The following is a 25,666-nucleotide window of genomic DNA, read 5'->3' on the forward strand; positions in this document are numbered from 1 at the left end:
GGGTCTCCCTCCCGCGGCGCTTTAATTTTTCACCCCCTCGAGATGCGCCCGCCGCCCGCCACGGGCCATGAAAAAACCCTCCCGGTGAGGGGAGGGTTCAAACCGTCTCGGAAGGCTCGGCCGCTTATTTGGCCGGGGCGATCATCATCACCATCTGGCGGCCTTCGAGCTTGGGCATGTTCTCGACCTTGCCCAACTCGCCCACGTCGCTCCGGACGCGGTTGAGCAACTCGAGACCCAGATCCTGGTGCGCCATCTCGCGGCCGCGGAAGCGCAGGGTGACCTTCACCTTGTCGCCGTTCTCGAGGAACTTCACCACGTTGCGCATCTTGACGTCATAGTCGTGCACATCGGTGCCCGGGCGGAATTTGACTTCCTTGATCTCGATCGTCTTCTGCTTCTTGCGGGCTTCGGCTTCGCGCTTCTGCTGTTCGTATTTGAACTTGCCGAAATCCATGATCTTGCAGACGGGCGGGTTGGCGTTGGGCGAAATCTCCACGAGATCGAGCCCGGCCTCTTCGGCCATGGCCATCGCTTCGCGCGGGGAAACCACGCCGACATTCTCACCCTCTGCACCGATCAGGCGAATCTCGGGCGCGCGAATGCGTCCGTTCACTCGGGGGCCGGTATCACGGGTCGGCGGGGCGTTGTGGGGTCTGCGGGCTATGGTGGGAATCCTTCTGTAGCCATTGAGTAATTTCGGGCGGAAAAGATAGTCCCGAGTGCCGCCGTATTCAACCGCAAAGGCACGGGAACCGGGCAGGGAGGATCTGCGTTGTGTCCCGCCGGGCAGGGCCAAGGCGTTTGCCGCGCGATCGCGGGCCTCGCGGGCCGCTGCGTTCGAAGATCGTGGTCGGGCGAAGAGGGCCCGCAGAGCAAGACAATCAAGGGAAATAGCGTGATGAACAAGCTTGTGGCAGCAGTGATCGTGGTGCTGGGGGTGGCCGCCGGACTGATCATCCTGAATACCGATATCTCGGACGGAACCGAAGCGACCGATGCGACGCCGGAGGCCGCTACGAGCGCCGAGAGCGCCGGAAAGACCATGGCCGACAAGGCCAGCGATGCGGTGAAATCCGCAAGCGAGTCGGTGAAGGCCGCCGCGGACAAGGCGACCCAAGCCGCTTCCGACGCGGCCGACAAGGCGACGCAGGCCGCCTCGGATGCCGCGGAAAGCATGAAGGACACGGCGGCAGGCGCGACGGATGCCGCCTCGAACGCGGCGTCGGATGCGGCGGATGCCGCGAAAGAGGCCGCGAAGAAGGGGGCCGATCAGGCGCAAACTGCTGCCTCCGATGCCGCCCAGAGCGCTGCCGATACCGCCTCGAAAGCGACCGATACAGCCAAGCAGGCGGCGAGCGACGCGACCAGTGCCGCCAAGGACGCCGCTTCGGCTGCGAACGAGGCTGCAAAAGCCACGATGAATTCCGCCAGCGATGCGGCCAGTGCTGCCGCCACCGATGCCGCGAAGGCCGCGACGGCGGCAGCGGAAGCGGCCGCGAAGGCTGCGAACGCGGCGGCGTCCGCCGCCAGCGGCGCGCAGGCCGATGCGAGCGAGACCGCGATCGAGGGGGCGAGTTCTGCGGCGCAAGCAGCCGCCGAGGCCGCCAGCCAAGCCGCGAATGCCGCCGCCGACGCCGCGGCCGCCGCCACCAATGCGACGCAGGCGGCAGCCCCCGCAGGCGCCGCGAGCGGTGGCGATACCCAGACGCCGGTGCAGGGCCAGGGCGTGATGAGCGCCGCGAAGGCGCTGACCGTGGAAGGGTTCGACGCCGACAGGGTGATCGACATCGTCGATACGTCCGAGCTGCCCGAGGCCACGAAGGCGCAGTTGCGCACGGCGGTGCAAAGCGCCCGCGACAATCCGCAACTCGTGGAAGGGGTGGTCGATCAGATCCGCGCGGCGCTCGGCTTCTGATCGCGCCGCTACCCCTCGAAATCCCCAAGGGTCGCGCGACATCCAATCGCGCGGCCCTTTTCTTTGCGCATTCCGCGGATCGGATGGGAACGCCTGCGCAAAGCCTCGCGTTCGCTCTTCAACGAAAGGAGCCGTTCATGAGTACCCGTCTCGAATTGCAAAGTATCAGCCCCGTCACCCATGACACGCATCACCTCGTCTTCCCGCGCCCCGACGGGTTCGACTTCGACCCCGGTCAGGCGGTCGAGCTGAACCTCACCCGGGAGGGCTGGACCGACGAGAAGCGTCCCTTCACCTTCACGAACCCGGTGGACGGCGACACGCTGGAATTCGTCATAAAGTCCTATCCGGACCATGACGGCGTGACAGAGCAGATCGCGACGCTCAAGCCCGGCGAGGCGGTGGAAGTCTCCGACCCGTGGGGCGCTATCAAGGACAAGGGCCCCGGCACCTTCATCGCGGGCGGGGCGGGGGTGACGCCCTTCATCTCGATCCTGCGCGCGCGACTGGCCCGCGAAGGTACGCTGGAGGGTTGCCGCCTGATCTTCTCCAACAAGACCGAGGACGACATCATCCTGCGCGACGAGTTCGAGGCGATGTCGGGGCTGGAGACCGTCTGGACCGTGACCAAGCAGGACGATCCCGGCGCGGGCGTGCAAACCGCCAAGATCGATCGCGGCTTCCTCGCGCCCTATGTCGAGAAGGAGAGCGGCAAGTTCTATGTCTGCGGCCCCCACGAAATGGTGGACGAGCTCGAGGCCACGCTGAAAGAGCTCGGCGTCTCGCAAGACCGCATCGTTCGCGAAGATCTCGACTGACGCATCGCGATCACGCCTAAGTGGCCTCGGCCCGCGCATCCCGCGCTCTCCCGCCCCCTTGCCCCCGGTAAGGGGGCGGCCTAGTTTGCCCTCGCGCAAATTCTTGCCGAGTAAAGCCGACAGACAAGCCGGGGGTCCGCACGCATGGCCGAAAAACGCAGCATCTTCGAGGAAGTCGGAGCCGAGGGCAGTGCCAAACGGGCCGAGCCCAAGGGAGGCATGATCGACGCCAAGCCGCGCGGCGCGCGCCGGGCGATCCGGATGTGGCTGTTCGTGCTGTTCACGCTGGTCGTGGCGATGATCGCGGTAGGCGGGGCAACGCGCCTCACCGATAGCGGTCTGTCGATCACGCGCTGGGACCCGATCTCGGGGGCGGTCCCCCCGATAAGCGATGCGGACTGGCAGGCGGAATTCACTCATTACAAAGAGAGCCCGCAGTTCAAATACATGAACCCGAACATGACCGTGTCCGAGTTCAAGGGCATCTTCTGGTGGGAATGGGGGCACCGGCAGCTGGGCCGCCTGATCGGCATGGTCTGGTTCATCGGCTTCATCGGCTTCTGGCTGACCAAGAAAATCCCGACCGGCTGGACGGGTCGACTGTTCAGTCTCGGGATACTGGGCGGTTTGCAGGGCGCGATCGGCTGGTGGATGGTGTCTTCGGGCCTCGTGGGGCGGATGACGTCGGTCGCCTCTTATCGTCTGGCCACGCATCTCGGCCTCGCTTTCATCATCCTTGGTCTGATCTCCTGGTTCGCGCTGCAACTCTCGCGCCCGGAATCGGCGCTGTTGCAGGCACGTAGACTGGCCGAACCGCGCCTGACCCGGATCGGCTCGGTGCTGATCGGGCTCGTGTTCGTGCAGATCATCCTCGGCGCGCTGACCGCGGGGATCGACGCAGGGCTCGCCTTCCCGACATGGCCCTCGATGAACGGACAGTTCCTGCCGTCGGAGAGCTTCGATTACACGCCGATCTGGCGCAACTTCTTCGAGAACCCGGCGCTGGTGCAATTCCTGCACCGGATGGTCGGCTATCTCGTCTTCGCCTCGGGCCTTTATGCCGCATGGCGCGCGCGCAGCTCGGCCCATCCGCGCACCAAGGAAGCCTTCGCGCTGATGGCCGCGATGATCTTCTTCCAGATGGTGCTGGGCATCAGCACCGCGCTTGAGCTGGTGAATTACTGGTGGCTGGGTCTCATCCATCAGTTCGGTGCCGTTATTACATGGGTCCTCGTGATCCGCGCGCGTCACATGGCGCGCTTCCCCCTTGTTCGTTCCATCCGGGAGGGCCGCGTATGAGCGCCTATCAGGACCTGCTCGCGCATCAGCGCGAAACCGAAGCGCTGGGCAATATCGCCGGGCTGCTGAGCTGGGATCAGGAAGTGATGATGCCGCGCGGCGCCGCCGATCAGCGCGCCGAGGAATCCGCGGCGCTGGAATCGGTGCTGCATGCGCGCCGCACCGATCCGCGTATCGAAGACTGGCTGGCCCGCGCCGAGGCCGACGACGCGGTGAGCGCGCGCATCCTCGATCTGGTCGGGCGCAGCTACAACCGCGCGACCCGTATCCCGGCGCGCCTCGCGACCGAGATGGCGCGGCTGACCTCGCTGTCGCAAGGCATCTGGGCCGAGGCCCGCGCCAATGAGGATGCCTCCGCCTTCCTGCCGACGCTGGAAGAGGTTGTGCGCCTGAAGCGCGAGGAGGCGGAATGCCTGTCCGAGGGCAATCTCTACGACGCACTGCTCGACGACTATGAGCCGGGCGCGACGTCCAAGGAAATCGCCACCGTCTTCGACCGGATGCGCGGCCCGCTGGTGGAGTTGCGCGACCGGGTGCTGGGCTCGGAGGTCTCGCCGCAGCCCTTCGACAAGGTCTTCCCCGAGAACGCCCAGCTGCGGCTCGCGCGTAAATGCGCCTCCGCCTTCGGCTATGACTGGACGCGCGGGCGGCTGGATATGTCGGTCCACCCGTTCTCCTCGGGCGGCGGCGACGATGCGCGCATCACGACGCGCATCTCCGAAAGCGACCCGTTCGGCAATATCTACTCGACGATCCACGAGGTCGGCCACGCCACCTACGAGCAGGCGATTGACCCGGCCTATCGCTTCACGCCGCTGGGCCATGGCGTCTCGATGGGCGTGCATGAGAGCCAGAGCCGGATCTACGAGAACCAGCTTGGCCGCTCGGCCCCGTTCACCGGCTGGCTGCACCAGCGCATGACCGATGCGTTCGGCGATCTCGGCATGGATAGGGAGGCCTTCCACGCGCTGGTCAACCGCGTCGACATGGGCTTCATCCGCACGGAATCGGACGAGTTGAACTACAACCTCCACATCATGCTGCGCTTCGATCTGGAGCGCGACCTGATCTCGGGCAAGCTGGAGGTCGCCGATCTCGAAGAGGCGTGGAATGCCCGCTTCGAGCAGGATTTCGGCGTGAAGGTCACCAAGCCCAGCCAGGGTTTCCTGCAGGATGTACACTGGTCGGTGGGGCTGTTCGGCTATTTCCCGACCTATGCGCTCGGCAATGTCTATGCCGGTTGTCTGGACGAGGCGATGCGCGCGGTCACGCCCGGGATCGACGCAGCCCTCGCCGAGGGCGATGCGACGCCCGCGAAACAATGGCTCGACGAAAACCTGCGCGTCCACGGCGGGTTGCGCACGCCGCGCGAGACGATCCGGCATGCCTGCGGGGCCGAGCCGACCGAGACGCCGCTGCTGGCTTATCTCACGCGGAAATTCGAAGGCATCTACAAGCTGTGAGCCGAAGCGCTTGCCGAAAGGACAGGCGCCTCCGGCGGGGATATTTGGGTCAAGAGGAAGGGGCGGGCGGCCCCTTCGACGATCTTAATTTTGCTCAGCGGTTTCCAGCTTTTCCAAGGCCGCCATCCAGAGTGCTTCGGCCTTCTCCATCGCCTGCGTCGCCTCGGTGTGCTTCGCCTGCCAGACCGCGAGGTCCTTTGCCTTTTCCGGCTCGTAAAGCGCGGGATCGGCGAGTTTCGCGTCGAGCTTCTCCAGCATGCCGCTAAGCTTCTCGACCCGGGCCTCGCAGTCGCGCACCTCGCGCTTCATTGCCGTCATCGCATCGCGGGAGGGCTTGGCCGTTTTCGGTGCTGCGGGCTTCGCGGGCTTGTCTTCGGGCGGCGGCGCCAGCAGCTCGGCGCGGTAGCTTTCCAGATCGCCCTGATAGGGCGCGACTGCGCCGCCTTTGACCAGCCAGAGCCGGTCCGCGACCAGGCCCAGCAGGTGCATGTCGTGGCTGACAAGGATCACCGCGCCGGAATATTCGGTGAGCGCAGTCACCAGCGCCTCGCGACTTTCGATATCGAGGTGGTTGGTCGGCTCGTCGAGGATCAAGAGATGCGGCGCGTCGAGCGTCGCCAGCAGGAGCGACAGCCGCGCCTTCTGTCCGCCCGAGAGCTTGCCCACCGCCGTCTCCGCCTGATCCGCGCCGAGGCCGAAGCCAGCGAGCCGCGCGCGCAGCTTGGCGGGATGCTCGTCGGGACGCTCGCGCTTGAGATGGGTCAGCGGCGTTTCCTTAAGGTCAAGCTCATCCACCTGATGCTGGGCGAAATAGCCGATCCGAAGCTTGGAGGACCGCGTGATCTTGCCCTCCATCACCTGAAGTTTGTCCGCCAAGAGCTTGGAAAGCGTGGATTTCCCCTCACCATTTCGACCCAGAAGCGCGATCCGGTCGTCCTGATCGATACGCAGGTTGAGACGCTTCAGGATCGCCGGGCCGCCATAGCCGACAGCGGCGCTTTCCATCGCGATGATCGGCGGCGAGAGCTGCTCGGGCTCGGGGAAGGTGAAGACCTGCTTGGCCGCTTCTTCCGGCGCGGTGATCGGCTCCATCTTCTCGAGCATCTTGACCCGCGCCTGCGCCTGCTTGGCCTTGGTGGCCTTCGCGCGGAACCGATCGACGAAGCTTTGCAGATGGGCGCGGCGCGCGTCCTGCTTCTTGGCCTGCGCGGCCTGCGCCTCGCGGCGCAGCCTGCGGGTGCGCGCGAAGGTGTCGTAGCCGCCCTGATAGAGGGTCAGTTGCTTGTCCTCGAGATGCAGGATCGAGCCCACCGCGCGATTCAGCAGATCGCGGTCGTGCGAGATCACGATCACCGTATGCGGGTAGCGCATCAGGTAGCTTTCCAGCCAGAGCGCGCCTTCGAGATCGAGATAGTTCGTCGGTTCGTCCAGAAGCAGCAGGTCGGGCTGCGCGAAGAGCACGCCCGCCAGCGCCACGCGCATCCGCCAGCCGCCGGAGAAATCCGAACAGGGGCGCTTCTGCGCCTCCATGTCGAAGCCGAGCCCCTTCAGGATGGCGGAGGCCCGCGCCTCGCCCGACCATGCGTCGGTATCAGCGAGCCGCGCATGCACTTCGGCGATGCGATGCGGATCGGTCGCCGTCTCGGCCTCGGCTAGAAGACTGGCGCGTTCCTCATCGGCGGCCAGCACGGTGTCGAGCAGCGAGGTCGAAGAAGACGGCACCTCCTGCGCGACGCCGCCGACGCGGGCGCGCGAGGGCAGGGCGATCTCGCCGCCATCCAGCGTCAGCTCTCCCCGGATCAGCCTAAACAGCGTGGTCTTGCCCGCGCCGTTGGGGCCGACGAGGCCGACCTTGTGGCCTTCGGGGATCGTAGCGGAGGCGTTCGCAAAGAGCGGACGGCCTTCGATCGAAAAAGAGATATCGGAGATGCGCAACATGGGGCCTGACTTGGCGCAGGGGCGCGCGACAGTCAATCGCTGCTGCGCGCCGCGCCCCTTCGGCTTGGCAAAAATATCCCCGCCGGAGGCGTCCTTCGGCGCGTGAAGCCCGGCGGCCCGCCGGTCTACCTTGACCAAACGGTCACGAAACCGCGCTAGACTCGCCCCGGGCCCGCCCATGAGGGCTTTTCAAGCCAGCCCCTGCATGATAGCAGGCGCGGGATATTTCGGACCGGCTTTCCGGCCGCGAACACAAGGAAAGGGTCACACATGGCCATCGAACGCACGCTGAGCATCATCAAACCCGACGCGACCAAGCGCAACCTCACTGGCAAGATCAATGCCAAGTTCGAGGAAGCGGGTCTGCGCATCGTCGCGCAAAAGCGCATCCAGCTGACCATGGAACAGGCCGGCAAGTTCTATGAAGTGCACAAAGAGCGCCCCTTCTACGGCGAACTGTGCGAATTCATGGCGTCCGAGCCGGTCGTCGTTCAGGTCCTCGAAGGGGAAGGCGCGATCGCCAAGAACCGCGAAGTGATGGGCGCGACCAACCCGGCGGAAGCCGACGAGGGCACCATCCGCAAGGAATACGCGCTCTCCGTGGGTGAGAACTCGGTGCACGGCTCCGACGCTCCGGAAACCGCTGCGGAAGAAATCTCGTTCTTCTTCTCGGGTCTCGAGATCGTCGGCTGATCTAGCGTTTCGCGATCAGACCAATTTCCGAGAGGGCCGCGTCCAGCCGGGCGCGGCCCTTTTCTTTTGCGGAAGGCGCGGAGCTGTCCTCCGCTGCGATCCGCGCCTTGAGCGCGTCGAATTTCTTCCGGAATGCGGCCTTCTCGGCGCCGCGGCAGTCGTTCCACGGCCGACCCTGCAGCGCCATGTGCAGTGCGTAGTAACCGATGAAATGGGCGGGGTTCCCGGCCTCGATCCAGGCGGCATAGGCGGCGTCCGCTCCGATCTCGCGCAGGTCTTCCGCCGAGGTGATCCCGGCGCGCATGAAGCCTTCGGCGGTGGCGGGGCCGATCCCCTTGATGGAGGTGAGAGAGGTGCTCATCGTGCCGGACGGTCCTTTGGGCCGCGCGGCAAGGGCAGCGCGACGGTTTGGCGGATCGTCGCAGTCTGAAGCTGGACTTCGCGCCACGCAAGAGCAGCGCGAAGGAGAGATCGAATGGCGGGCGGCGCGAAAACCGGCGGTGGATGAAGATGCCGGTTGCGGGGCCTGCCTGCGCCGCTATCATCGCGGCGCGAGAGAGGGCGTCAGATGGACGCCCAATCGTCGAATACGGTGCCGTTCTGTTGGGTCGTATTGCCCGTTTGGCCTTGTTGCTGGCCAGGACGGTTCGTGCCGCCTTGCTGTTGCTGGCCTGATTGATTGCCCGATTGCTGTTGCATGACCTAAGCCTTGTGATGAGTCGCGTTCTAGCGGGGTCTTCCCGTTGCTGCGACAAGTAGCCACAGGCTCTCGCCGAGAAAAGGGTCGGTCAAGCGAAACTGATTTTTGGTCGCATTGGCGTGAGCGACCGTCTGAAACTGTGACGTCGCCGACACGAAAGCGCGGATTTTGGCGCGAGTGCGTCAAGAATTCGGACCTATCGTGGCCGCTTGCGCGGAGCCTTGTTTCAAAGGGCTATCGCGCAGCTCGCGCCGCCGTGCAGATCGGGATGGGTTGCAGGCCGGGTAGGCTGAGCATCGCCTCCAGCGCGGTGTTGTTCTCGACCAGATCGGCGATGGTCTTGCGGTCGAGCGTTCCGTAGAACGCCTCGAGCGCCTCGCTCAGCGCATCGCGGAACAGGCAGGCGTCGCGCAGCGGGCAGGTGTTGGTCTCGGTGTCGAAACATTCCGCGAAAGGCAGGCGGGCCTCGAAGGCGCGCAGCACGTTGCCGACGCCGATCTGTTCGGGTGGGCGCGCAAGTTTCATGCCACCGGCGCGGCCGCGCAGGGTGGTGATGAAATCCTCATGCGCAAGGGTGTTGATCACCTGCGCCAGATGGTTCTCGGACGCATTGCAGGCTTCCGCGATCTCGTGCTTGCGCACGGTGCGGTCCGGATTGACCGCACAGAACATCAGCACACGCATCGCGAGATTGGTTCGAGTGGTCAAACGCATCGTAACTCCTCCAGCTCACGCGGCGGTGATATAGATAAGTTTGCCTCGCAAGTTTGACCTATGTCACATTCATTGGAAATTTTCGCGCCGAGGCGAGATTTTGCCGCGCCGTTGTCACGCGGGCCAATATCGGTTGGGTGAGGCGGGGCTGCCGGGCCGGCGCGGCGGGCGCGTCCATTCGGTGAAGTCGCGGCACACGGTGGCGTGAGCGAATGAGAGCTTCGGTCTTCTGCGCCCGGTTCGCGCGGTTGCGGGCACTGCCCGGCCCGGATCGCCCCAGGCGGGCCCTTGTCGGAGTGCGCGGATTCGGACACGTCCCTCGTCGCCTTGCGGGGCAACTTGACCTCCTGCGAGGGCTGGCGCAGATTTCGCGGGCGAAAGGGAGGGCGACCATGGCTCTGGAAGATGCGAAAACCCAAGTGGATCAGGCCTTTACGCGCGCAGATGCGCGCGGTCTGAGCTTCGAGAATACCTTCGGTGGCGCGACCAGCTTCCTGCGGCGGCGTTACACGAAAGACCTCGCAGGCGCGCAGATCGCCGTGACCGGCATCCCCTTCGATCAGGCGGTGACCAACCGCCCCGGCACGCGGTTCGGGCCGCGCGCGATCCGCGAAGCCTCGACGCTGCAGGCTTTCGATGCGCCCTATGGCTGGGGCTATGACCCGCTCTCCGAGCTGGCGATCGTCGATTACGGTGACATGCCCTTCGACTATGCCAATGTACCCGAGGTGCCGGGTCGGATCGAGGCGCATCTCGGCGCGATCTTCGGGGCGGGCGTGGCGCCGATCACGCTCGGCGGCGATCACTTCATCACGCTGCCGATCCTGCGCGCGGCAGTCGCCGCGCATGGCGAGATCGCGCTGATCCAGATCGACGCCCATTCCGACACATGGGCCGATGACGACATGGACCGGATCGACCATGGCACTTTCCTCTACAAGGCGATCAAGTCGGGCGTCTTGCGGGCGGAGAATGTGGTCTCGGTCGGCATCCGTACCGACAATCCCGATACGCTGGGCGTGAACATCGTGGATGCGCCGAGCGTGCATCGCGAAGGGATCGGTCCCACGCTCGAACGCATCCGCGCGGTGGTGGGTGATAGACCCTGCTACCTCACCTTCGACATCGACGGTCTGGACCCGGCCTTCGCGCCCGGCACCGGTACGCCTGTCTGGGGCGGTCTGGCGAGCTGGCAGGCGGCAGAGCTGTTGCGCGGGCTGAAGGGCATCAACCTGATCGGCGGCGACGTGGTCGAGGTCTCTCCGCCCTACGATCCGACCGGGGTGACGGCGATCGCCGGGGCTCATGTCGCGACCGAGCTGATCGCCCTTGCGGGCTGGGCGATGCGGGAGAGGGCGGCATGAAACGGGCCGTGACGATCCTCGCGCTCGGGCTCGCCGTCGTGGTGGCGGCCGACGGGTGGGTGCGCCTCGCCCCGATTGATCCGGCGCGCTTCGATGTCGACGGGCTGGCGAAAGCGCCCGGTGACCACCCGGAGACAGGCGGGTTTCAGGCCGTGCGCGACGTCTCCGATCCGCCGGCGCAGATGGCCGCGCTCGACAAGATCATCCGGGGCACCGCGCGCACCAAGCGCGTCGCGGGCAGCGCCGACGAGGGCTACGCGGCCTATGTGACGCGCTCGGCCGTCTGGGGCTTTCCCGATGTCACCACGCTCTGGATCGAAGGCGATACGCTGCAGATCCGCGGGCACCTCGTCTACGGGAAATCCGATCTCGGGGTGAATGAGGCGCGGATCAAGGGCTGGCTCGACGAGGTCGGGCTCTAGCGGGCGCGACCCGCCGTGCGCAGGGTGTCTTGCGCCGCGTTTTTCCGCCCACCCGCCCCACGCCGTAGGGTCACACAGACCAACTCTGACAGTGCGCTCCCTTGCGAAGACAGGGGGCGAAGCCTAAGTGAGGCCTCATGCAGCCGGAGCCAGCATGACCATCATGTATCGTTATTTTTCCTGGGCCATCGCCGTCACGGTGGCAGGGCTGGTCGGGTCCTTCGCGCTGGGGTTCGCCCAGACCGGAGGGCTTGGCGGCGCGGTCTCTTTCCTGATGATCACTGCCGTGCTGGCCGTGCTGGAAATATCGCTGAGCTTCGACAACGCCATCGTCAACGCCAACAAGCTGCACCAGATGACGCCGAAATGGCAGCGTCGTTTCCTGACATGGGGCATCCTGATCGCGGTGTTCGGGATGCGTATCCTCTTCCCGCTTCTGATCGTCGTGATCGCCGCGGGCATCGGACCTTGGGATGCGGTTCTTCTGGCTGCGAAACACCCGGCCGAATATGCCGAGATCATCGAGGACGCGCATCTGTCGATCGCGGGCTTCGGTGGCGCCTTCCTGATGATGGTCGCGCTCACCTATTTCATCGACGAGGGCAAGGAGGTCGACTGGATCCGCGCGCTGGAGCGCCGGTTGCGCGCGCTCGCGTCGATCCGAGGTCTGGAGATCGGCTTCGTGCTGGTCGTCGTTCTGCTTTTCACCTGGATTCTGCCGGAGGGGCGCGAGGACGAGTTCCTCTTCGCCTCCATCTGCGGCCTTGCGACCTTTCTCGGCGTCGAGGTGCTCAGCCACGTGCTCGACCGGACGAATATCGCCGCCGAGACGGCCAAGGCGGGCCTCGGCGCGTTTCTCTATCTCGAAGTGCTCGATGCGTCCTTCAGTTTCGACGGGGTGATCGGGGCCTTCGCGCTGACCCAGAACCTGTTCCTGATCGCGATCGGTCTGGGGATCGGTGCGATGTATGTGCGCTCGATGACCCTGATGCTGGTGGAGCGCAACACGCTCAGCGAATTCCGCTATCTCGAGAACGGCGCCTTCTGGTCGATCCTGATCCTCTCCGTCGTCATGTTCGCGCAGACGCTGGTGGAAGTGCCCGAGGTGATCACCGGCCTGATCGGGGCCGGGCTGATCGGTCTCGCGCTGCTATCCTCGATCCGGTTCAACCGGCGCTGCCGACGCGCTGTGGAAAGCTGAAATATTCTTGACTCAGTGCGGCGCGCGCGGCACAGCAGGGGCACTTCGGTTCCGCGAAAGCGGATGAAAAGGGAACCCGGTGCGATGCGTGCATTCATTCCGGGGCTGCCCCCGCAACTGTGAGCGGCGAGTGACGGCTGACTGAGCCACTGGGGAGACCCGGGAAGGCCAGCCGGAACCAGGACCCGCGAGCCAGGAGACCTGCCGAGGCGCTCATCCTTTCTGCCTGTGCGGGGCGCGCAGCGGAGGCGGTCTTCCGTCAGTGGTGACATTTTTCACCGTCGGCGGAAATTCCAAATTTCCAAAGACTTGCAATACGAAGTTCACGCGACCGCAGAGTCGCGGCACGAGGGAATTGGATATGATCCGCACCCGTTTGACCGTGGGCCTGATGCTCACCACAGCGCTGGCAGGCCCCGCGCTCGCGCAAGATGCGCAACCTTACCAACTCGATGAGATCGTGATCTATCACGGCGCGCTCGAGCCGCAATCGTCGGACAAGACCGCGCAGGCGGTCACCGTGCTGTCGCGCAAGGAGCTGGAGCGTTCGGGCCAGACCCGTCTCGCCAACCTGATCGCGCAGTCGCCGGGCGTCGGCATCCTGTCGCGCGGGCCGATGGGCGCGCAGACCGGCTTCACCATTCGCGGCGTGTCGCAGAATTACGTGAAGGTCATGGTGGACGGGATCGACGTCTCCGATCCGTCGGCGACGCAGGTGCTGCCCGACCTGGGCCGGTTCAACACGTTCAACTACGACCGGGTCGAGATCATGCGCGGCTCGCAATCGGCGGTCTATGGCGGGCAGGCGGTTGCAGGTGTGATCAACCTCGACACGCCGCGCCCGACCGAGGATGGCGTGAGCCAAAGCGTCAAGCTCGAGCTCGGCTCCTACCACACCGCGAATGCGGCCTATAATTTCGGCTGGAAGAAGGGCGATGACGAGCTCGCGATTCAGCTGTCGAAAATTTACACTGCAGGCTTCTCGGCCGCCGACAAGAAGAACGGCAATACCGAGAAGGACGGCTACCGCGCCGACCGTGTCAGCCTGCGCGTGCAGAAGCGCATCTCCGACAATCTGCTGATCGGCTTCAACGGGTTCGCGCAGAACGATCGGGGCGAGTTCGACAATGCCTTCACCTCGCCGCCCTCCGACGACGGGGAATACACGATCCACAAGGAGCGGGGCGGACGTCTCTTCGCGAAATTCGTGACCGGCCCGCTCGATCACGAGCTCGGTCTGACCTATTACACGACCTCGCGCTGGTATCCGGTCTATGACTATGGCTACGAGGGCAAGCGCCGCAAACTCGACTGGAAAGCCTCGACCGATCTCGGGCCGGGGCGGCTGACCTTCGGGGCGGATCGCACGCTGGAAACCTATACAGGCACCTATGTCTCGGGCCACGTCCTGACGGCGGATACGGGTATCTTCGGTGAATACGCTTTCTCGCCGATGGACGGGGTGAACGTGACCGCCTCCGCGCGCCACGACGATCACTCGGATTTCGGCGGCAACACCACGGGTCGTCTGGGCGTGACGTGGCAGGCCGACGCCGCGACGCTCTACCGGGCGTCGATCGGCAATGGCTTCCGCGCGCCGTCGGGTTATGAACTCTATGGCGGCTACGTAGGCAATCCCGACCTCAAGCCTGAGAAATCGCTGAGCTACGATCTCGGCGTCGAGCGTGACTTCGGTGCGCATAAGCTGACCGCGACGCTGTTCCATATCGAGGTGGACGACCTGATCGACTACGACGGCACCTACTACCAGACCTCGGGCACCGCGAAGCGGCAGGGGCTGGAGCTGGGGCTGAAAGGGCCGATCACCAGCAAGATCAACTACAGCCTCGGCTACACCTATCTCGACTGGAAGAACCCCGACGGGCTGTCGTCGGGATCGACGTGGAACTCGGCCTTCGGGCGTCATACGTTGACCGCGGGCATCGACGCGCAGGTGACCGACAAGATCACGCTCGCCGCCGATATGCGTGTGGTCACCGATCGTCAGAGCCAGCCCGATTACGGCCTGCTGAACGCGCAGATGACCTACGATCTGGGCAACGAGAAGGAGGCCTATCTGCGCATCGAGAACCTGACCGACACCGATTACCAGCTCTGGCCGGGCTACGGCACCTCGGGTCGCGCCGCCTATGTGGGGCTGCGTGCGCGGTTCTGATCTGAAAGGGGCGGTTTGCGCCGCCCTTTTCGCCGCCCTGGCGGCGACCTCCTCCGCATGGGCGGAAGAGCCTGCGGGAGATGTGCCGCGGCGGGTCGTCTCCATGAACCTCTGCACCGATCAGCTGGCGCTGGCGCTGGCCGATCCGTCGCAGATCGTCTCGGTCAGCCATTTCGCGACCGACCCGTCGATGTCGGTGCACTGGAAACAGGCTGAAGACGTTCCCGTAAACTTCGGGCGCGCCGAGGAAATCTCCATTCTCCATCCCGATCTCGTGCTGGCCGATACCTGGTCGAACCCCGACACGATCCGCATGTTGCGCACACTCGGGATCCGGGTCGAGCAACTGCCGCCCGGCACCTCGCTGCCCGAGATCCGCGGCCGGATCGAGACGATGGGGAAGCTTCTTGGCCATCCCGGTCGCGCGGCGAAGATGCTCGCGGATTTCGATGCGCGGCTGGCGGCGATCCAGACACCCGCGCCGGGGCTGAAAGCTGCGATCATCGGGCCCTCGGGCTATGGCTACGGGCCGCGAACCCTTGAAGGGCAAATCCTTGAAATGGCAGGATTTCAGAACGTCGTCAGCGGGCCGGGGCTCGACTGGGGCGGGCGGTTGCCTCTGGAGGATCTGGTGATGGATCGCCCCGATCTGGTGGTCGTGGGGGGCTCGCAAGGCGGCACCGGCACGAGCCGCGCGCAGGAGGTGCTGGCGCACCCGGTGCTGCGCGATCTTCCGGTCGTGCGGGGCCTGCGCGATGCGAGCTGGACCTGCGGCGCACCGGCGATGCTGAATGCGGTAGGGCAACTGGCGACGCTTGGGCGCAAGATCGAGAAAGAGAAGTTGACGCAATGAGTTATCGCGCGATCCTCATTCTCCTCTCAGCCTTCTGCGCGGTGCTTTTCGCAGCGTCGCTGCTGATCGGACCGTCGGGGATTTCGCCGCTCGACGGGATATCCGCGCTCATTTCCGGCGATGGCGCGGCGGGCTTGGTGATGCGCGAATTGCGCCTGCCGCGCGCGATCCTCGGTATCGGCGTTGGCGCCGCGCTGGGGCTGTCTGGCGCCGCGATGCAGGGCTTCCTGCGCAACCCGCTTGCCGAGCCTGGGCTGATCGGCACCTCTGCAGGGGCGGCGCTTGGCGCGGTCATCGCGATCCAGACCGGGCTCTACGCGCTCTTCGCCCTGGCCCTGCCGCTCGCCGCGCTGGCGGGCGCGGGCGTGGCCGTCGCGCTGATCTTGATCCTTGCCGGGCGCGAGGGCCGGGCGTTGGTGCTGATCCTTGCAGGCATCGCCGTCTCCGCGCTGGCGGCGGCGGCGACCGCGCTGGTGCTGAACCTCGCTCCGTCGCCCTATGCCGCGGCCGAGATCGTGTTCTGGATGATGGGCTCGCTTGCCGATCGGTCGATGACCCATGTCGCCCTGGCACTGCCGTTCCTGATCGTGGGCGCTTTGATCCTGCTGCGCGCAGGGGCCGGGCTGGATGCGCTGAGCCTTGGGGAGGATGCTGCAGCTTCGCTTGGTATCTCTTTGAAAAAACTGAGGCTTCAGGTCGTCTTCGGGACCGCGCTCATGGTCGGTGCGGCCACGGCGGTCGCGGGTGCGATCGGCTTCGTCGGCCTCGTCGTGCCGCATCTGCTGCGCAAATCCGTGGGCGCGCGGCCCTCACGGCTGCTTCCGGCTTCGGCGCTTGGCGGGGCGGCGATGCTGACGCTGGCCGATATCGCGACGCGGGTGATCGCGCCTGAGCGCGACCTGAAACTGGGGGTGCTGACCGCGCTGGTCGGCGCGCCGTTCTTCCTGTCGATGATCCGCAAGATGGGGCGCGAGGGCTGATGCTGAAGCTGGAAAACCTGATCGTTCTGCGGGGCGAATGCCCGGTCGTCGATCACGTCTCGGCGCAGGTCGCGCCGGGCGAGCTGATCGGGCTGATCGGGCCCAACGGCGCGGGCAAGACCTCGCTGCTGCGCGGTGCGATGGGGCTCTTGTCGCATCGCGGGGACAGCTCGCTGTCGGCGCTCGATCCGATGGCGCGGGCGCGGGCGGCGGCGTGGCTGCCGCAGGCGCGCGAAATCGCCTGGGGGCTGTCGGTTGCCGATCTTGTCGCGCTGGGGCGGTTGCCGCATGGCCGCGATCACGCGACGCGCGGGGCGGCGGCGGTGGAAGAAGCGCTGCGCCGGATGGGGCTCGACACTTACCGAGACCGCGCCGCCACGCAGCTTTCGGGCGGCGAGCAGGCGCGGGTGCTGATCGCCCGGGCGCTCGCGCAGGAAAGCCCGCTGATCCTCGCAGACGAGCCCATTGCCGGGCTCGATCCGGCGGCGCAGATCGCGACGATGCAGGTCTTCAGCGCCCACGCGCAGGCGGGCGGCGCCGTCGTCACCTCACTGCATGATCTGGGGCTGGCCGCGCGCCATTGCACCCGGCTTTGGGTGATGGATCGCGGGCGGCTTGTGGCGGATGGACCGCCCGGCGAGGTCCTGACCGAGACGCTTCTGGCGCAGGTCTTTCACATCCGCGCGCACTTTAAAATCACGTCGGAAGGCCCGGTTTTTCAACCACTTTCCACATTGGGGATCTGATGGCATTTCCTCCTGAACGCATCGTCTGCCTGACCGAGGAAACGGTCGAGACGCTCTACCTTCTGGGCGAGGACGCGCGCATCGTCGGCGTCTCGGGCTACGCGGTGCGGCCCAAACGGGTACGGCAGGAAAAGCCGCGCGTCTCCGCTTTCATCTCCGCCGATTTACCGAAGATCCTTGCGCTGGAGCCGGACCTCGTCCTGACGTTCTCGGACCTTCAGGCCGACATCGTCGCGGGGCTGGTGCGCGAGGGCGTGGCCGTGCACGCGTTCAACCAGCGCTCGGTCGCCGGCATCCTCGACATGATCTGCACGGTGGGCGCGCTGGTGGGCTGCACCGAGCGGGCGGAACTGTTGGCCGCAGGCTACGAGACGCGTCTGGCGGAGATCGCCGCAAAGCCGCGCCCGAGCCGTCCGCGCGTCTGGTTCGAGGAATGGAACGAGCCGCTGATCTCTGCCGTCGGCTGGGTGTCGGAGCTGATCGAGATCGCGGGTGGTCGCGATGTCTTCGCCGAGCTGGCGAAAGAGGGCAAAGCCAAGGATCGCATCGTCGCTCCCGAACAAGTGATCGCAGCCGCGCCCGAGGTCATCGTGGGCTCCTGGTGCGGCAAGAAATTCCGCCCCGAGAAAGTTTCCGCAAGGCCAGGCTGGCAGGACGTTCCGGCTGTTGCGCGAAACCGGCTGCACGAGGTCAAATCGACCCTCATTCTGCAACCGGGCCCCGCCGCGCTGACCGACGGCCTAGATACGCTCGAGGCGGCTATCTGGTCCGATCCGGGGTTGCGGGCGTAATTGTTCTTCGACATAGAACCCGCGCACGCTAGAGTGGGCGGGCAAAGCGAACACAAGACAAAAAACCCCGCGGGAGGGGGCATGTTCACGCGTTTCATACGGTTTTCTCCGCTCGTCCTGTCAGCCCTGCTGACGCTCTTCGCGCTTTCCGGCTTGATCCTGACAGATTGGTTCCTGGTCGCCGCGATCCTTTTCGGTTTCCTGACGCTGGTCGGCATCTACGACCTGATCCAGGGCCGCCACGCCATCACCCGGAACTATCCGATCCTCGGCCATCTGCGCTTCTTCTTCGAGGAGATCCGCCCCGAGATCCGGCAATACCTGATCGAAGGCGACGACGAGGAGGTGCCGTTCTCGCGTGCCACCCGCACGATCGTCTACCAGCGGGCCAAGGATATCGAGGACGCCAAGCCCTTCGGTACGCGGATGCGTGTCTCGGAATCGGGCTATCAGTGGATCACCCATTCGGTGAAGCCGCGCCACATCGAGGATAGCGATTTCCGCGTCGAGATCGGCGGCGAGACCTGCAAACAGCCCTACAAGGCGTCGATCTACAATATTTCGGCGATGTCCTTCGGAGCGCTCTCGGCGAACGCGATCATGGCGCTCAACAGAGGCGCGAAGATGGGCGGCTTCGCGCATGACACCGGTGAGGGCGGTATCTCGCGCTATCACCGCGAGGGCGGCGATCTGATCTTCGAGGTGGGTTCGGGCTATTTCGGCTGCCGCAATCACGATGGCAGCTTCAACCCCGAGAAATTCGCCAAGCGCGCGCAGGACCCGCAGGTCAAGATGATCGAGCTGAAGCTGAGCCAGGGTGCGAAGCCGGGCCACGGCGGCATGCTCCCGGCCGCAAAGATCACCCCCGAGATCGCCGAGGCACGCGACATCCCGATGGATCGCGACTGCATCTCGCCCGCCTCGCATTCGGCCTTCTCGACGCCGATCGAGATGATGGAATTCATTGGCGAACTGCGCGAACTGTCGGGCGGCAAGCCAGTGGGTTTCAAGCTCTGCGTCGGGCATCGCCGCGAGTTCATGTGCATCGTCAAGGCGATGCTCGAGACCGGTATCACGCCCGATTTCATCGTCGTCGACGGCAAGGAAGGCGGCACCGGTGCCGCGCCTTTGGAATTCGCCAACCACATGGGCTTCCCGCTCGTGGAAGGGCTCAGCTTCGTGCACAACACGCTGCGCGGTGCGGGGCTGCGCGATCAGGTGAAGATCGGGGCCTCGGGCAAGGTCGTCACCGCGTTCCACATCGCCAAGGTTCTCGCGATCGGCGCGGATTGGGCGAATTCGGCGCGCGGTTTCATGTTCTCGATCGGCTGCATTCAGGCGCAGTCGTGCCACACCAACCGCTGCCCGACCGGCGTCACCACGCAGGATCCGATCCGTCAGCGCGCGCTGGTGGTGCCGGACAAGGCGACCCGCGTGGCCAATTTCCACCGCAACACGATGAAGGCGCTGGCCGAAATGACGGGGGCTGCGGGCCTCACCCATCCGGGCCAGTTCCTGCCGCATCACCTGCTGGTGCGCGACCGCGAGCGGGATTTCAAAGTGGGCGACGAGATCTATCACTACATGCCCGAAGGGTTCCTTTTGCGCGAGGATGACGACCGCTTCGGCTATCTCAAGCGCTGGAAGCGTGCCCGCGCCGAGGCGTTCGAGCCCTTCGACAGCGGCGTGTGAGATCAGATTTCCCGGTATCTTGGGAGAGGCGGCGACGGAGGTTGCCGCCTTTCTTTTTGGCGACGAAGGTATGCGCCGGAGGCTTCGGACGCGTCTGAAACCGTGCCTTCGCCCGGGCGGTCAGCCCGGGCTGCGCCCAACCCTCCCTCCGGGAGGGCGCATCTGCACCGGAGCCGCGCGAACGCAAGTTAGGGAGAGGTGGAGCGATAAACGGAAATCCACCTAGGGAGCGCATGCGCCCACCCAGGGTCGGGCGCAGCCCTCACCGCCCCACCACGAGCTTTGCCACTGCGATCTCCGCCGGCCCCTCGAAGGGGCCATGCGTGAAGGCGGCGACGGTGCGGCCTGTCTCGGGGCAGTGATAGACCGCGTTGGCGCTGAACGGCCCCGCGCCGGAATGGCCGAAAACGCGCGTCTCGCCCCAGTCGCCGCACATCAGCCCCAGCCCGTAGCCATGCCGCGTCCAAGGTCGCTCCGGCAGCGCGCCGCCCAGCTCGCGACAGGCGGTCATGCGGGCGAATGCGTCTTGCGAGAGCAGATCGCTCAGCCCGCGCAACAGCCGCGCCGCATCGCCCGCCGTGCCGATCAGCGTGCGGTGATAGACCCAGCCGGGATGGTAGTCGCGCGCCTCGGGCCAGTGAAGTTCTGCGAAATCGGCAGGCGCCTCCGCGAGCCGCACGCTTTCAAGCCCCAACGGTCCAGCGATCCGGTCTCGTACCAGCTCCGCGAGGCTCCGGCACGCTGCCCGTTCGATCGCCTCGCGGGCGAGCATGTAACCGAGGTTGGAATAGCGCCACTCGTCGCGCGAGTGCTGCGCCAAAACCCGTGCCACCAGCAGATCGCGTGGCCACGGTGCGCGTCCGGCGGCGACATCGGCGTGATAGTCGGGCAGGGTGCCGTAATCGGGCAGGCCCGCGCTGTGGTCGAGCAGACGGGCGAGGGTGATGCGACCGGGCAGCTCCGGCAGGTCGAGCGGCGCGCGCAGGTCGAGCCACCCCTCGGCCTCGAGCATCAGCGCCAGAGCCGCAATCACCGGTTTGGTGAAGCTCCAATAGGGAAAAAGCCGCCCCCCCGACCGCGCCAATTCGCAGCGACCGTCGCGATCAATCGTCGCGGTGAAGGAGGCGGGGGATTGGGGCAAGGCTTTGGCTTTCGGTGGTTTTCTCTGGCGGGCGGGTAGGGTGCCTTCCGACAATATGTCATTTGCCGCCTTGCAGCGGTTAAAAATGTTGAAACGGTTCGGGTGTGTTGTATCATCATCTTTGAATATGATTATGGGAGGATCGGAGGTTTTCATGAGAGACGCTCCAAAACCATTCTGGTCACCGCTCGCCGCCGGCACTGCGCTCGGCCTCGCGTTGCTGTTGACCTTCATCGTGACCGGGCACGGGCTCGGCGCATCCGGCTTCGTGACCCGCTTCGCGGCGCAGGCCAATGACTGGATCGCCCCGCAGGCGACCGCCAGCAATTCCTATTTCGGTCCTTTCATGGCGGCAGGCAGCCCGCTTCTGAGCTGGATCACCTGGGAAGTGGTGGGCGTCCTGATCGGGGCGTGGCTCGGCGCGAAAGGCGCGGGCCGGATCTCGGTCAAGGTGGAGCGCGGGCCGCGCACCAGTTCCGGCAATCGCCTCGTCTATGCGCTGCTGGGCGGCGCGCTGGTGGGCTTCGGCGCGCGTCTGGCGCGCGGCTGCACCTCGGGTCTGGGTCTGTCGGGCAGCGCGACGCTCGCCGTGGCGGGCTTCGTCTTCCTGATCGGCTTCTTCGCGGCGGGCTTCGCCGTCTCGATGATGATGCGGAGGATCTGGCAATGAGTATCCCTCTTTACGATAGCGGCATAGCCTCGGGGCTCCTGTCGGGCATCCTGTTCGGCTATGCGCTGGAAGCTGCGGGCTTCGGCTCTCCGCGCAAGCTGACGGGGCAGTTCACGCTGCGCGACTTCTCGGTCTTCAAGGTGATGTTCACCGCGGTGATCGTCTGCGCCGTGGGGCTCTACGTGCTGCGGACGATGGGCTGGATGGGCCCGGCCGCGGTCTTCATCCCGACGCTCTTCTTCTGGGCGATCCTGCTGGGCGGTGTCTTCATCGGCGCGGGATTTGCTGTGGGCGGCTACTGCCCGGGCACCTCCGTGGTCGGTGTGGCCTCGGGCCGGATCGACGCGGTGGTCTTCGCGATCGGCATGGTGCTCGGCACCTCGGTCTTCGCCTGGGTGTTCGACCCGATCAAGGATTTCTACCTCGCAGGTCAGGGGCCGACGGCGCAGACCCTGCCGCAGCTCTTCGGGCTGCCGGAATGGGTGATCCTGCTGGCGCTGATCATCATCGCCGCTGTGGGCTTCCGCCTCGGCACGATCCTCGAGCGGTCGCGTGGCGGTCCGTTCACCGCCGAAGAGGTATGCGCCCCGGATGACGAGGCCGACGAGTTCGCCCTGACATCAGCAAACGCGCGTGGGTAACCAGTATTAACACGGACGATAGCCTAGGGAGGACAAAGTCCATGAAACTGCACAAGAAACGCAAGAGCCTGTTGCGCGCCGCGATGGTGCCGGTGACGGCGGTCGCGATGAGCGCCGCGGTTCCCGCCACCTCCAGCGCGCAGGCGACCAACCCCTGTGCGCCGGCGGTCGCGAACCCCTGCGCTCCGGCCAACCCTTGCGCTCCGGCGGCGGCCAACCCCTGCGCGCCCGCCGCGGCGAACCCCTGCGCGCCCTCGGCGGCAAAGGCTGCGGATGCGGGCAACGACGCGGCACCGATGGCCAGCGGGCCCTATGACACTACCGTCAAGGCCACGCAGGCGCCCTATGGCGACAAGATGCCCCCGATCGTCGACAACTACCTGCGCGCGACGCCCTATGTCGGCACCGGTGGCTTCATCGACCCGACGGGCATCCCGATGCTTAAAATGCTCGGCTTCAAGACCGTCGTGAGTCTGCTCAAGCCTGACGAGGGCGCGCCGAACGAAGGCGATCTCGTGCAGAGGGCCGGGATGAACTATATCCAGATCTCCGTGCCGACCAAGGCGCCGACCGAGGAACAGGTCGCCGAATTCGCGAAGATCGTCGAAGACCCGGCGAACTACCCGATCCTGCTGCATTGCGAGAGCGCGAACCGGGTGGGCGCGATGTGGGCGCTCTACCGTGCCTCGAAAGGCGTTCCGAACGAGATCGCCGTGCAGGAAGGCCGCCAGATTGGTCTGAAGACCTCGCGTGAACCGGCTGTGCGTGAGATGCTCGGCATGGAGCCGCTCTGAGCGCAGATGCCGCGATGACAAGGACGGGGTCAGCGCCTAGGCTGGCCCCGTTCGCATGAGGAGAGACCGATGACTCGACCCGAAACATCCTCCGAGATGTCACCCGACAGTGCCAACCCGGCGACGCCAGCGCCCACGCTGCGCATCGCCGATCCGGGGATCGAGGGGCTGCCTCGTGCCCGACTGGAAGAGATGCATGACGCGGCCGAGACCGTTCTCGAATGCGAGACGGTGCTGGCGAAATCGGGAATGAGCGTCGTCTCGGAAGTGCTGCGCGGGCAGGGGGATTTCCTTGTCTGGTCGCGCTACCCGCAGGGCGATGTCTTCGATACCGAGACGCATTGCCACTATTTCTACCATGCCCATGACGCGCGCGAGATGGCCGAGGAAGAGAACGGGCATTTCCACCTGTTCATGCGCCCCGAAGGGATCATTCCGGAGTTGGAGCCGTGGGATCTGCCCGGTGCGAAAATCCCCGAGGACAGGTCCGCGCGCTTCGTCCATATCGGCGCGATCAGCGTGGATGCGAAGGGCCGGGCGATCCGCATTTTCACCACCAATCGCTGGGTGACGGACGAATGCCTCTATCGCGCCGAAGACATGATCCGGCTGCTCGATCATTTCGCGATCGAACTGGCGCATCCGAACTGGGCGGTGAACCTTTGGCTGAGCGCGATGGTCACGCTCTATCGTCCGCAATTCGCAGCTCTTCTGCGCGCACGCGATGCACAGATCGAGGCATGGCTGGCAGATCATCCGGGAAGCGAGGTGCTGGAAGATCGCGGCTTGCAGAATATCAGCCAGTGGCCCGTCGATCCGGTCGCCCAGATCGGCGCGATCGAGGACAAGCTCGACCTCTGAGGCATAGGGCTACACCGGTACGCTCGACGGTGCGCAGTCATTGACCGACAGGATCTCGGGCGTGCGGGTCTTCGCGTTCCACTCCACCTCCCAGGCGCGGCAGGGGCCGGATTTGTTCTTCAGCTGCCGCCAGCGCAGACGCGGCGAGTCCACGCCCTCGCGCAGCAGCTTGTCGTAGATCGGCATCGCGTGCCAGCGCGTCTCCGCCGCGTTCGAGCCGCCATCGGGCAGGATCAGGCACAGCCCCGTCGCGCGGCCCTCCTTGGCGGCCAGTTGCAGCCGCCGCCCCGCCGTCAGCCCGATCTCGCGCGGCAATTCCCCGATCACAAGCGGCACCGAGCCGTCGCGCAGCGCCTCTTCCATCACCGCGAGCGTGTCGGTCTGGTCCTTGCCGCGCGCCAGCAGAAGCCGCGCCGGGTCGAAGAAGCTCACCAGACCGCGCGGATTGAGCCCTTCGCGGCGATGGCGTTCGTTCACCCAGAGGATCGGCCCCGTGGTGCTGGCGCAGACCGCGCAGGCGAAGCTCGTGGTGCCCATGCCGCAGACCTCATGGGTGCGGCCTTCGCGCAGGGGGAAAGGGTGGGGCGTGGTCATCGGGTCGCAGCGACAGAGAGGGGTGGTGAAAACAAAACATGAACATTTTAGACAATAGAAACCCGGCCCGCAAGGGATCGCGGGCCGGACTGATAGAAGGCCGAAGCCCGGGGTGCGTTACTTCAGGAACTCCATCAGCGCGATGTTGAACTCTTCCGAATGGGTGACGTTGCAGCCATGCGGCGCGCCCTTGATCGTGAAGAACTGGCTGTCGGGGATCGCCTTGTAGGTCCGCGCGGCCGAGCCTTCGAGCGGAACGATCTCGTCGCTGTCGCCGTGAATCACCAGAACCGGCACCCGCACGGCCTCCAGGTCGGCGCGGAAATCGGTCGTGCCGAACGCTTCCATGCAGCCGAGCGCCGCGCTCTGGTCGGACTGGTTGCACAGCGTTACCGCCTTTTCGCAATCCTCGTCCGAGGCCTTGAGCTCGCCGCCGGCGCTGTAGAAAGTCTCTACGAATTGCGGGAAGAAGCTCTCGCGCCCATCACGCAGGCCCTGCTCCATCTCCTCGGCGGCCTCCTTGGTCAGCGGGCCGTCGGGGTTGTCGTCACTCTGCATCAGATAGGGAGTCACGGCGGAGGCGAACACAGCGGCGCGCAGCCTGCCTTCGCCGTGATTGCGGATGTAGCGCGCGACCTCGCCGCCGCCCATCGAGAAGCCCACCAGTGTCACGTCATGCAGATCCATCGCCGTGATGAGGGCATCGAGATCGGCGGCGAGCGTGTCGTAATCGAAGCCCTCAGTGGGTTTTTCCGCCAGACCGAAGCCTCGGCGGTCATAGGTGATGACGCGGTGGCCGGCGTCGAGCAGGGCCGGGACCTGCCGTTCCCACGCCTTGCCCGAGAGCGGCCAGCCGTGGATCAGGACCACGGGCCGACCCGAGCCGCCATGGTCGATTGCGTTGAGTTGGCCGGGGCCAAGCGGAGCTGCTGTCATGGGGGTCCTCCTGGGTCTTCAGCGACTGAAGATCTCTGTGTTCGCTAGGGAGTAACGCGGGCGCCTTGGCAAAGGTCCAAAATCTCTTCGATTTCTCGCCCGGACCGGCGTCGGCGAGAAGCCGCGCGTCGCCGTCGAAGATATTGGGTGCGCAAGGAGGCGCGCCCGCTTTGACGATTGCAATTTTCGCCCGTTCGCCTTATGTCTTCTCTCGCTACGTTTGATTCCCAGATGCACTGTCTCCTTACGGCTTCAGTTTGC

General features: G+C 65.5%; 25 protein-coding genes and 1 riboswitch. Of the genes, 18 read left to right on the forward strand and 7 right to left on the reverse strand.

Annotation, left to right across the window (positions count from 1 at the left end; genetic code table 11):
• Positions 1–124: 124 nt before the first annotated feature.
• Positions 125–667, reverse strand: a complete 543-nt coding sequence (gene infC, locus B6V75_RS00895) for a translation initiation factor IF-3 (RefSeq protein ID WP_075775147.1) — start codon at positions 665–667, stop codon at positions 125–127.
• 234 nt (positions 668–901) lie between these two features.
• Between infC and B6V75_RS00900 the strand changes: the two genes are divergently transcribed.
• The 4 genes from B6V75_RS00900 to B6V75_RS00915 all read left to right on the forward strand — a co-directional run bounded on the left by B6V75_RS00900 (position 902) and on the right by B6V75_RS00915 (position 5,498).
• Positions 902–1,918: a hypothetical protein gene (locus tag B6V75_RS00900; protein ID WP_088718434.1), complete on the forward strand. Its 1,017-nt coding sequence runs from the start codon at positions 902–904 to the stop codon at positions 1,916–1,918.
• A gap of 137 nt (positions 1,919–2,055) precedes the next feature.
• The gene (locus tag B6V75_RS00905; RefSeq protein ID WP_088718435.1) at positions 2,056–2,736 is read left to right on the forward strand and encodes an FAD-binding oxidoreductase; all 681 of its coding nucleotides are present in this window, start codon (positions 2,056–2,058) and stop codon (positions 2,734–2,736) included.
• A gap of 144 nt (positions 2,737–2,880) precedes the next feature.
• Complete coding sequence (ctaA, locus tag B6V75_RS00910) at positions 2,881–4,035, forward strand: heme A synthase (RefSeq protein ID WP_088718436.1); 1,155 nt, start codon at positions 2,881–2,883, stop codon at positions 4,033–4,035.
• Positions 4,032–5,498, forward strand: a complete 1,467-nt coding sequence (locus B6V75_RS00915; protein WP_088718437.1) for a carboxypeptidase M32 — start codon at positions 4,032–4,034, stop codon at positions 5,496–5,498. The genes ctaA and B6V75_RS00915 overlap by 4 nt, the downstream gene beginning before the upstream one ends.
• Positions 5,499–5,582: 84 nt before the next feature.
• On the opposite strand, the gene B6V75_RS00920 is transcribed toward B6V75_RS00915, so the two are convergent.
• Positions 5,583–7,436 carry an ABC-F family ATP-binding cassette domain-containing protein gene (locus B6V75_RS00920; protein ID WP_088719350.1) on the reverse strand — a complete coding sequence of 618 codons (1,854 nt, stop codon included), beginning with the start codon at positions 7,434–7,436 and terminating at the stop codon, positions 5,583–5,585.
• A 270-nt stretch (positions 7,437–7,706) separates the two neighbouring features.
• On the opposite strand from B6V75_RS00920, the gene ndk reads away from it, so the two are divergent.
• Positions 7,707–8,129 (forward strand): nucleoside-diphosphate kinase, encoded by a 423-nt coding sequence (gene ndk, locus B6V75_RS00925; RefSeq protein ID WP_075775069.1) that lies wholly within the window; start codon positions 7,707–7,709, stop codon positions 8,127–8,129.
• 1 nt (position 8,130) lies between these two features.
• Here the strand turns inward: ndk and B6V75_RS00930 are convergent, their stop codons facing one another.
• The gene (locus B6V75_RS00930) at positions 8,131–8,490 is read right to left on the reverse strand and encodes a TfoX/Sxy family DNA transformation protein (protein ID WP_088718438.1); all 360 of its coding nucleotides are present in this window, start codon (positions 8,488–8,490) and stop codon (positions 8,131–8,133) included.
• A gap of 573 nt (positions 8,491–9,063) precedes the next feature.
• Positions 9,064–9,543 (reverse strand): Rrf2 family transcriptional regulator, encoded by a 480-nt coding sequence (locus B6V75_RS00935; protein ID WP_075775067.1) that lies wholly within the window; start codon positions 9,541–9,543, stop codon positions 9,064–9,066.
• A gap of 392 nt (positions 9,544–9,935) precedes the next feature.
• Between B6V75_RS00935 and speB the strand changes: the two genes are divergently transcribed.
• The 9 genes from speB (at position 9,936) to B6V75_RS00980 (ending at position 19,768) form a co-directional block, all read left to right on the forward strand.
• Positions 9,936–10,907, forward strand: coding sequence for an agmatinase (speB, locus tag B6V75_RS00940; RefSeq protein WP_088718439.1), 972 nt, complete (start codon positions 9,936–9,938; stop codon positions 10,905–10,907).
• Complete coding sequence (locus B6V75_RS00945; protein ID WP_088718440.1) at positions 10,904–11,329, forward strand: DUF1499 domain-containing protein; 426 nt, start codon at positions 10,904–10,906, stop codon at positions 11,327–11,329. The genes speB and B6V75_RS00945 overlap by 4 nt, the downstream gene beginning before the upstream one ends.
• A gap of 154 nt (positions 11,330–11,483) precedes the next feature.
• Entirely contained in the window at positions 11,484–12,530 is a 1,047-nt protein-coding gene (locus B6V75_RS00950) for a DUF475 domain-containing protein (protein ID WP_075775064.1), read from the forward strand.
• Positions 12,531–12,559: 29 nt separating this feature from the next.
• Positions 12,560–12,754, forward strand: a riboswitch (cobalamin riboswitch).
• A 137-nt stretch (positions 12,755–12,891) separates the two neighbouring features.
• Positions 12,892–14,706: a TonB-dependent receptor gene (locus B6V75_RS00955; protein ID WP_088718441.1), complete on the forward strand. Its 1,815-nt coding sequence runs from the start codon at positions 12,892–12,894 to the stop codon at positions 14,704–14,706.
• 103 nt (positions 14,707–14,809) lie between these two features.
• Entirely contained in the window at positions 14,810–15,559 is a 750-nt protein-coding gene (locus B6V75_RS00960) for an ABC transporter substrate-binding protein (protein WP_168174419.1), read from the forward strand.
• Complete coding sequence (locus tag B6V75_RS00965) at positions 15,556–16,539, forward strand: iron ABC transporter permease (RefSeq protein WP_088718443.1); 984 nt, start codon at positions 15,556–15,558, stop codon at positions 16,537–16,539. Before B6V75_RS00960 ends, B6V75_RS00965 begins: the two co-directional genes overlap by 4 nt.
• A complete protein-coding gene (locus tag B6V75_RS00970; protein ID WP_088718444.1) occupies positions 16,539–17,285 on the forward strand; it encodes an ABC transporter ATP-binding protein in 747 nt (248 codons plus the stop codon). Before B6V75_RS00965 ends, B6V75_RS00970 begins: the two co-directional genes overlap by 1 nt.
• Positions 17,285–18,076, forward strand: coding sequence for a cobalamin-binding protein (locus B6V75_RS00975; RefSeq protein ID WP_206198459.1), 792 nt, complete (start codon positions 17,285–17,287; stop codon positions 18,074–18,076). The genes B6V75_RS00970 and B6V75_RS00975 overlap by 1 nt, the downstream gene beginning before the upstream one ends.
• 81 nt (positions 18,077–18,157) lie before the next feature.
• Entirely contained in the window at positions 18,158–19,768 is a 1,611-nt protein-coding gene (locus B6V75_RS00980; RefSeq protein ID WP_088718446.1) for an FMN-binding glutamate synthase family protein, read from the forward strand.
• 262 nt (positions 19,769–20,030) lie between these two features.
• On the opposite strand, the gene B6V75_RS00985 is transcribed toward B6V75_RS00980, so the two are convergent.
• Entirely contained in the window at positions 20,031–20,909 is an 879-nt protein-coding gene (locus tag B6V75_RS00985; RefSeq protein WP_240496880.1) for a serine hydrolase domain-containing protein, read from the reverse strand.
• Positions 20,910–21,063: 154 nt separating this feature from the next.
• Here B6V75_RS00985 and B6V75_RS00990 point away from each other — a divergent pair, with 154 nt between their 5' ends.
• From B6V75_RS00990 to B6V75_RS01010, 4 genes are all read left to right on the forward strand, one after another.
• The gene (locus B6V75_RS00990) at positions 21,064–21,579 is read left to right on the forward strand and encodes a YeeE/YedE thiosulfate transporter family protein (RefSeq protein ID WP_088718448.1); all 516 of its coding nucleotides are present in this window, start codon (positions 21,064–21,066) and stop codon (positions 21,577–21,579) included.
• Positions 21,576–22,220 (forward strand): DUF6691 family protein, encoded by a 645-nt coding sequence (locus B6V75_RS00995; protein WP_088718449.1) that lies wholly within the window; start codon positions 21,576–21,578, stop codon positions 22,218–22,220. Before B6V75_RS00990 ends, B6V75_RS00995 begins: the two co-directional genes overlap by 4 nt.
• Positions 22,221–22,261: 41 nt before the next feature.
• A complete protein-coding gene (locus B6V75_RS18400) occupies positions 22,262–23,014 on the forward strand; it encodes a protein tyrosine phosphatase family protein (RefSeq protein ID WP_146735095.1) in 753 nt (250 codons plus the stop codon).
• A 69-nt stretch (positions 23,015–23,083) separates the two neighbouring features.
• The gene (locus B6V75_RS01010; protein WP_146735096.1) at positions 23,084–23,875 is read left to right on the forward strand and encodes a hypothetical protein; all 792 of its coding nucleotides are present in this window, start codon (positions 23,084–23,086) and stop codon (positions 23,873–23,875) included.
• Between the two features lie 9 nt (positions 23,876–23,884).
• Here the strand turns inward: B6V75_RS01010 and B6V75_RS01015 are convergent, their stop codons facing one another.
• On the reverse strand, positions 23,885–24,469 hold the full coding sequence (locus B6V75_RS01015; protein ID WP_088718451.1) for a hypothetical protein: 585 nt from the start codon (positions 24,467–24,469) through the stop codon (positions 23,885–23,887).
• 117 nt (positions 24,470–24,586) lie between these two features.
• Positions 24,587–25,405: an alpha/beta hydrolase gene (locus tag B6V75_RS01020; RefSeq protein ID WP_088718452.1), complete on the reverse strand. Its 819-nt coding sequence runs from the start codon at positions 25,403–25,405 to the stop codon at positions 24,587–24,589.
• Positions 25,406–25,666: the final 261 nt, after the last annotated feature.

Source organism: Thioclava sp. F1Mire-8 (assembly GCF_002213165.1).
Classification (GTDB): domain Bacteria; phylum Pseudomonadota; class Alphaproteobacteria; order Rhodobacterales; family Rhodobacteraceae; genus Thioclava; species Thioclava nitratireducens.

Bases quoted from the DNA above. Each gene is read 5' to 3' on its own strand.
- ndk (WP_075775069.1), top strand. From the start codon at position 7,707: ATGGCCATCGAACGCACGCTGAGCATCATCAAACCCGACGCGACCAAG.
- B6V75_RS00900 (WP_088718434.1), top strand. From the start codon at position 902: ATGAACAAGCTTGTGGCAGCAGTGATCGTGGTGCTGGGGGTGGCCGCC.
- B6V75_RS18400 (WP_146735095.1), top strand. From the start codon at position 22,262: ATGAAACTGCACAAGAAACGCAAGAGCCTGTTGCGCGCCGCGATGGTG.
- B6V75_RS01020 (WP_088718452.1), bottom strand. From the start codon at position 25,405: ATGACAGCAGCTCCGCTTGGCCCCGGCCAACTCAACGCAATCGACCAT.
- B6V75_RS01015 (WP_088718451.1), bottom strand. From the start codon at position 24,469: ATGACCACGCCCCACCCTTTCCCCCTGCGCGAAGGCCGCACCCATGAG.
- B6V75_RS00990 (WP_088718448.1), top strand. From the start codon at position 21,064: ATGAGAGACGCTCCAAAACCATTCTGGTCACCGCTCGCCGCCGGCACT.
- B6V75_RS00955 (WP_088718441.1), top strand. From the start codon at position 12,892: ATGATCCGCACCCGTTTGACCGTGGGCCTGATGCTCACCACAGCGCTG.
- B6V75_RS00930 (WP_088718438.1), bottom strand. From the start codon at position 8,490: ATGAGCACCTCTCTCACCTCCATCAAGGGGATCGGCCCCGCCACCGCC.
- B6V75_RS00975 (WP_206198459.1), top strand. From the start codon at position 17,285: ATGGCATTTCCTCCTGAACGCATCGTCTGCCTGACCGAGGAAACGGTC.
- B6V75_RS00970 (WP_088718444.1), top strand. From the start codon at position 16,539: ATGCTGAAGCTGGAAAACCTGATCGTTCTGCGGGGCGAATGCCCGGTC.
- B6V75_RS00905 (WP_088718435.1), top strand. From the start codon at position 2,056: ATGAGTACCCGTCTCGAATTGCAAAGTATCAGCCCCGTCACCCATGAC.
- B6V75_RS00960 (WP_168174419.1), top strand. From the start codon at position 14,810: ATGAACCTCTGCACCGATCAGCTGGCGCTGGCGCTGGCCGATCCGTCG.
- B6V75_RS00950 (WP_075775064.1), top strand. From the start codon at position 11,484: ATGACCATCATGTATCGTTATTTTTCCTGGGCCATCGCCGTCACGGTG.
- B6V75_RS00980 (WP_088718446.1), top strand. From the start codon at position 18,158: ATGTTCACGCGTTTCATACGGTTTTCTCCGCTCGTCCTGTCAGCCCTG.
- speB (WP_088718439.1), top strand. From the start codon at position 9,936: ATGGCTCTGGAAGATGCGAAAACCCAAGTGGATCAGGCCTTTACGCGC.
- B6V75_RS00915 (WP_088718437.1), top strand. From the start codon at position 4,032: ATGAGCGCCTATCAGGACCTGCTCGCGCATCAGCGCGAAACCGAAGCG.
- ctaA (WP_088718436.1), top strand. From the start codon at position 2,881: ATGGCCGAAAAACGCAGCATCTTCGAGGAAGTCGGAGCCGAGGGCAGT.
- B6V75_RS01010 (WP_146735096.1), top strand. From the start codon at position 23,084: ATGACTCGACCCGAAACATCCTCCGAGATGTCACCCGACAGTGCCAAC.
- B6V75_RS00920 (WP_088719350.1), bottom strand. From the start codon at position 7,436: ATGTTGCGCATCTCCGATATCTCTTTTTCGATCGAAGGCCGTCCGCTC.
- B6V75_RS00945 (WP_088718440.1), top strand. From the start codon at position 10,904: ATGAAACGGGCCGTGACGATCCTCGCGCTCGGGCTCGCCGTCGTGGTG.
- B6V75_RS00965 (WP_088718443.1), top strand. From the start codon at position 15,556: ATGAGTTATCGCGCGATCCTCATTCTCCTCTCAGCCTTCTGCGCGGTG.
- B6V75_RS00995 (WP_088718449.1), top strand. From the start codon at position 21,576: ATGAGTATCCCTCTTTACGATAGCGGCATAGCCTCGGGGCTCCTGTCG.
- B6V75_RS00935 (WP_075775067.1), bottom strand. From the start codon at position 9,543: ATGCGTTTGACCACTCGAACCAATCTCGCGATGCGTGTGCTGATGTTC.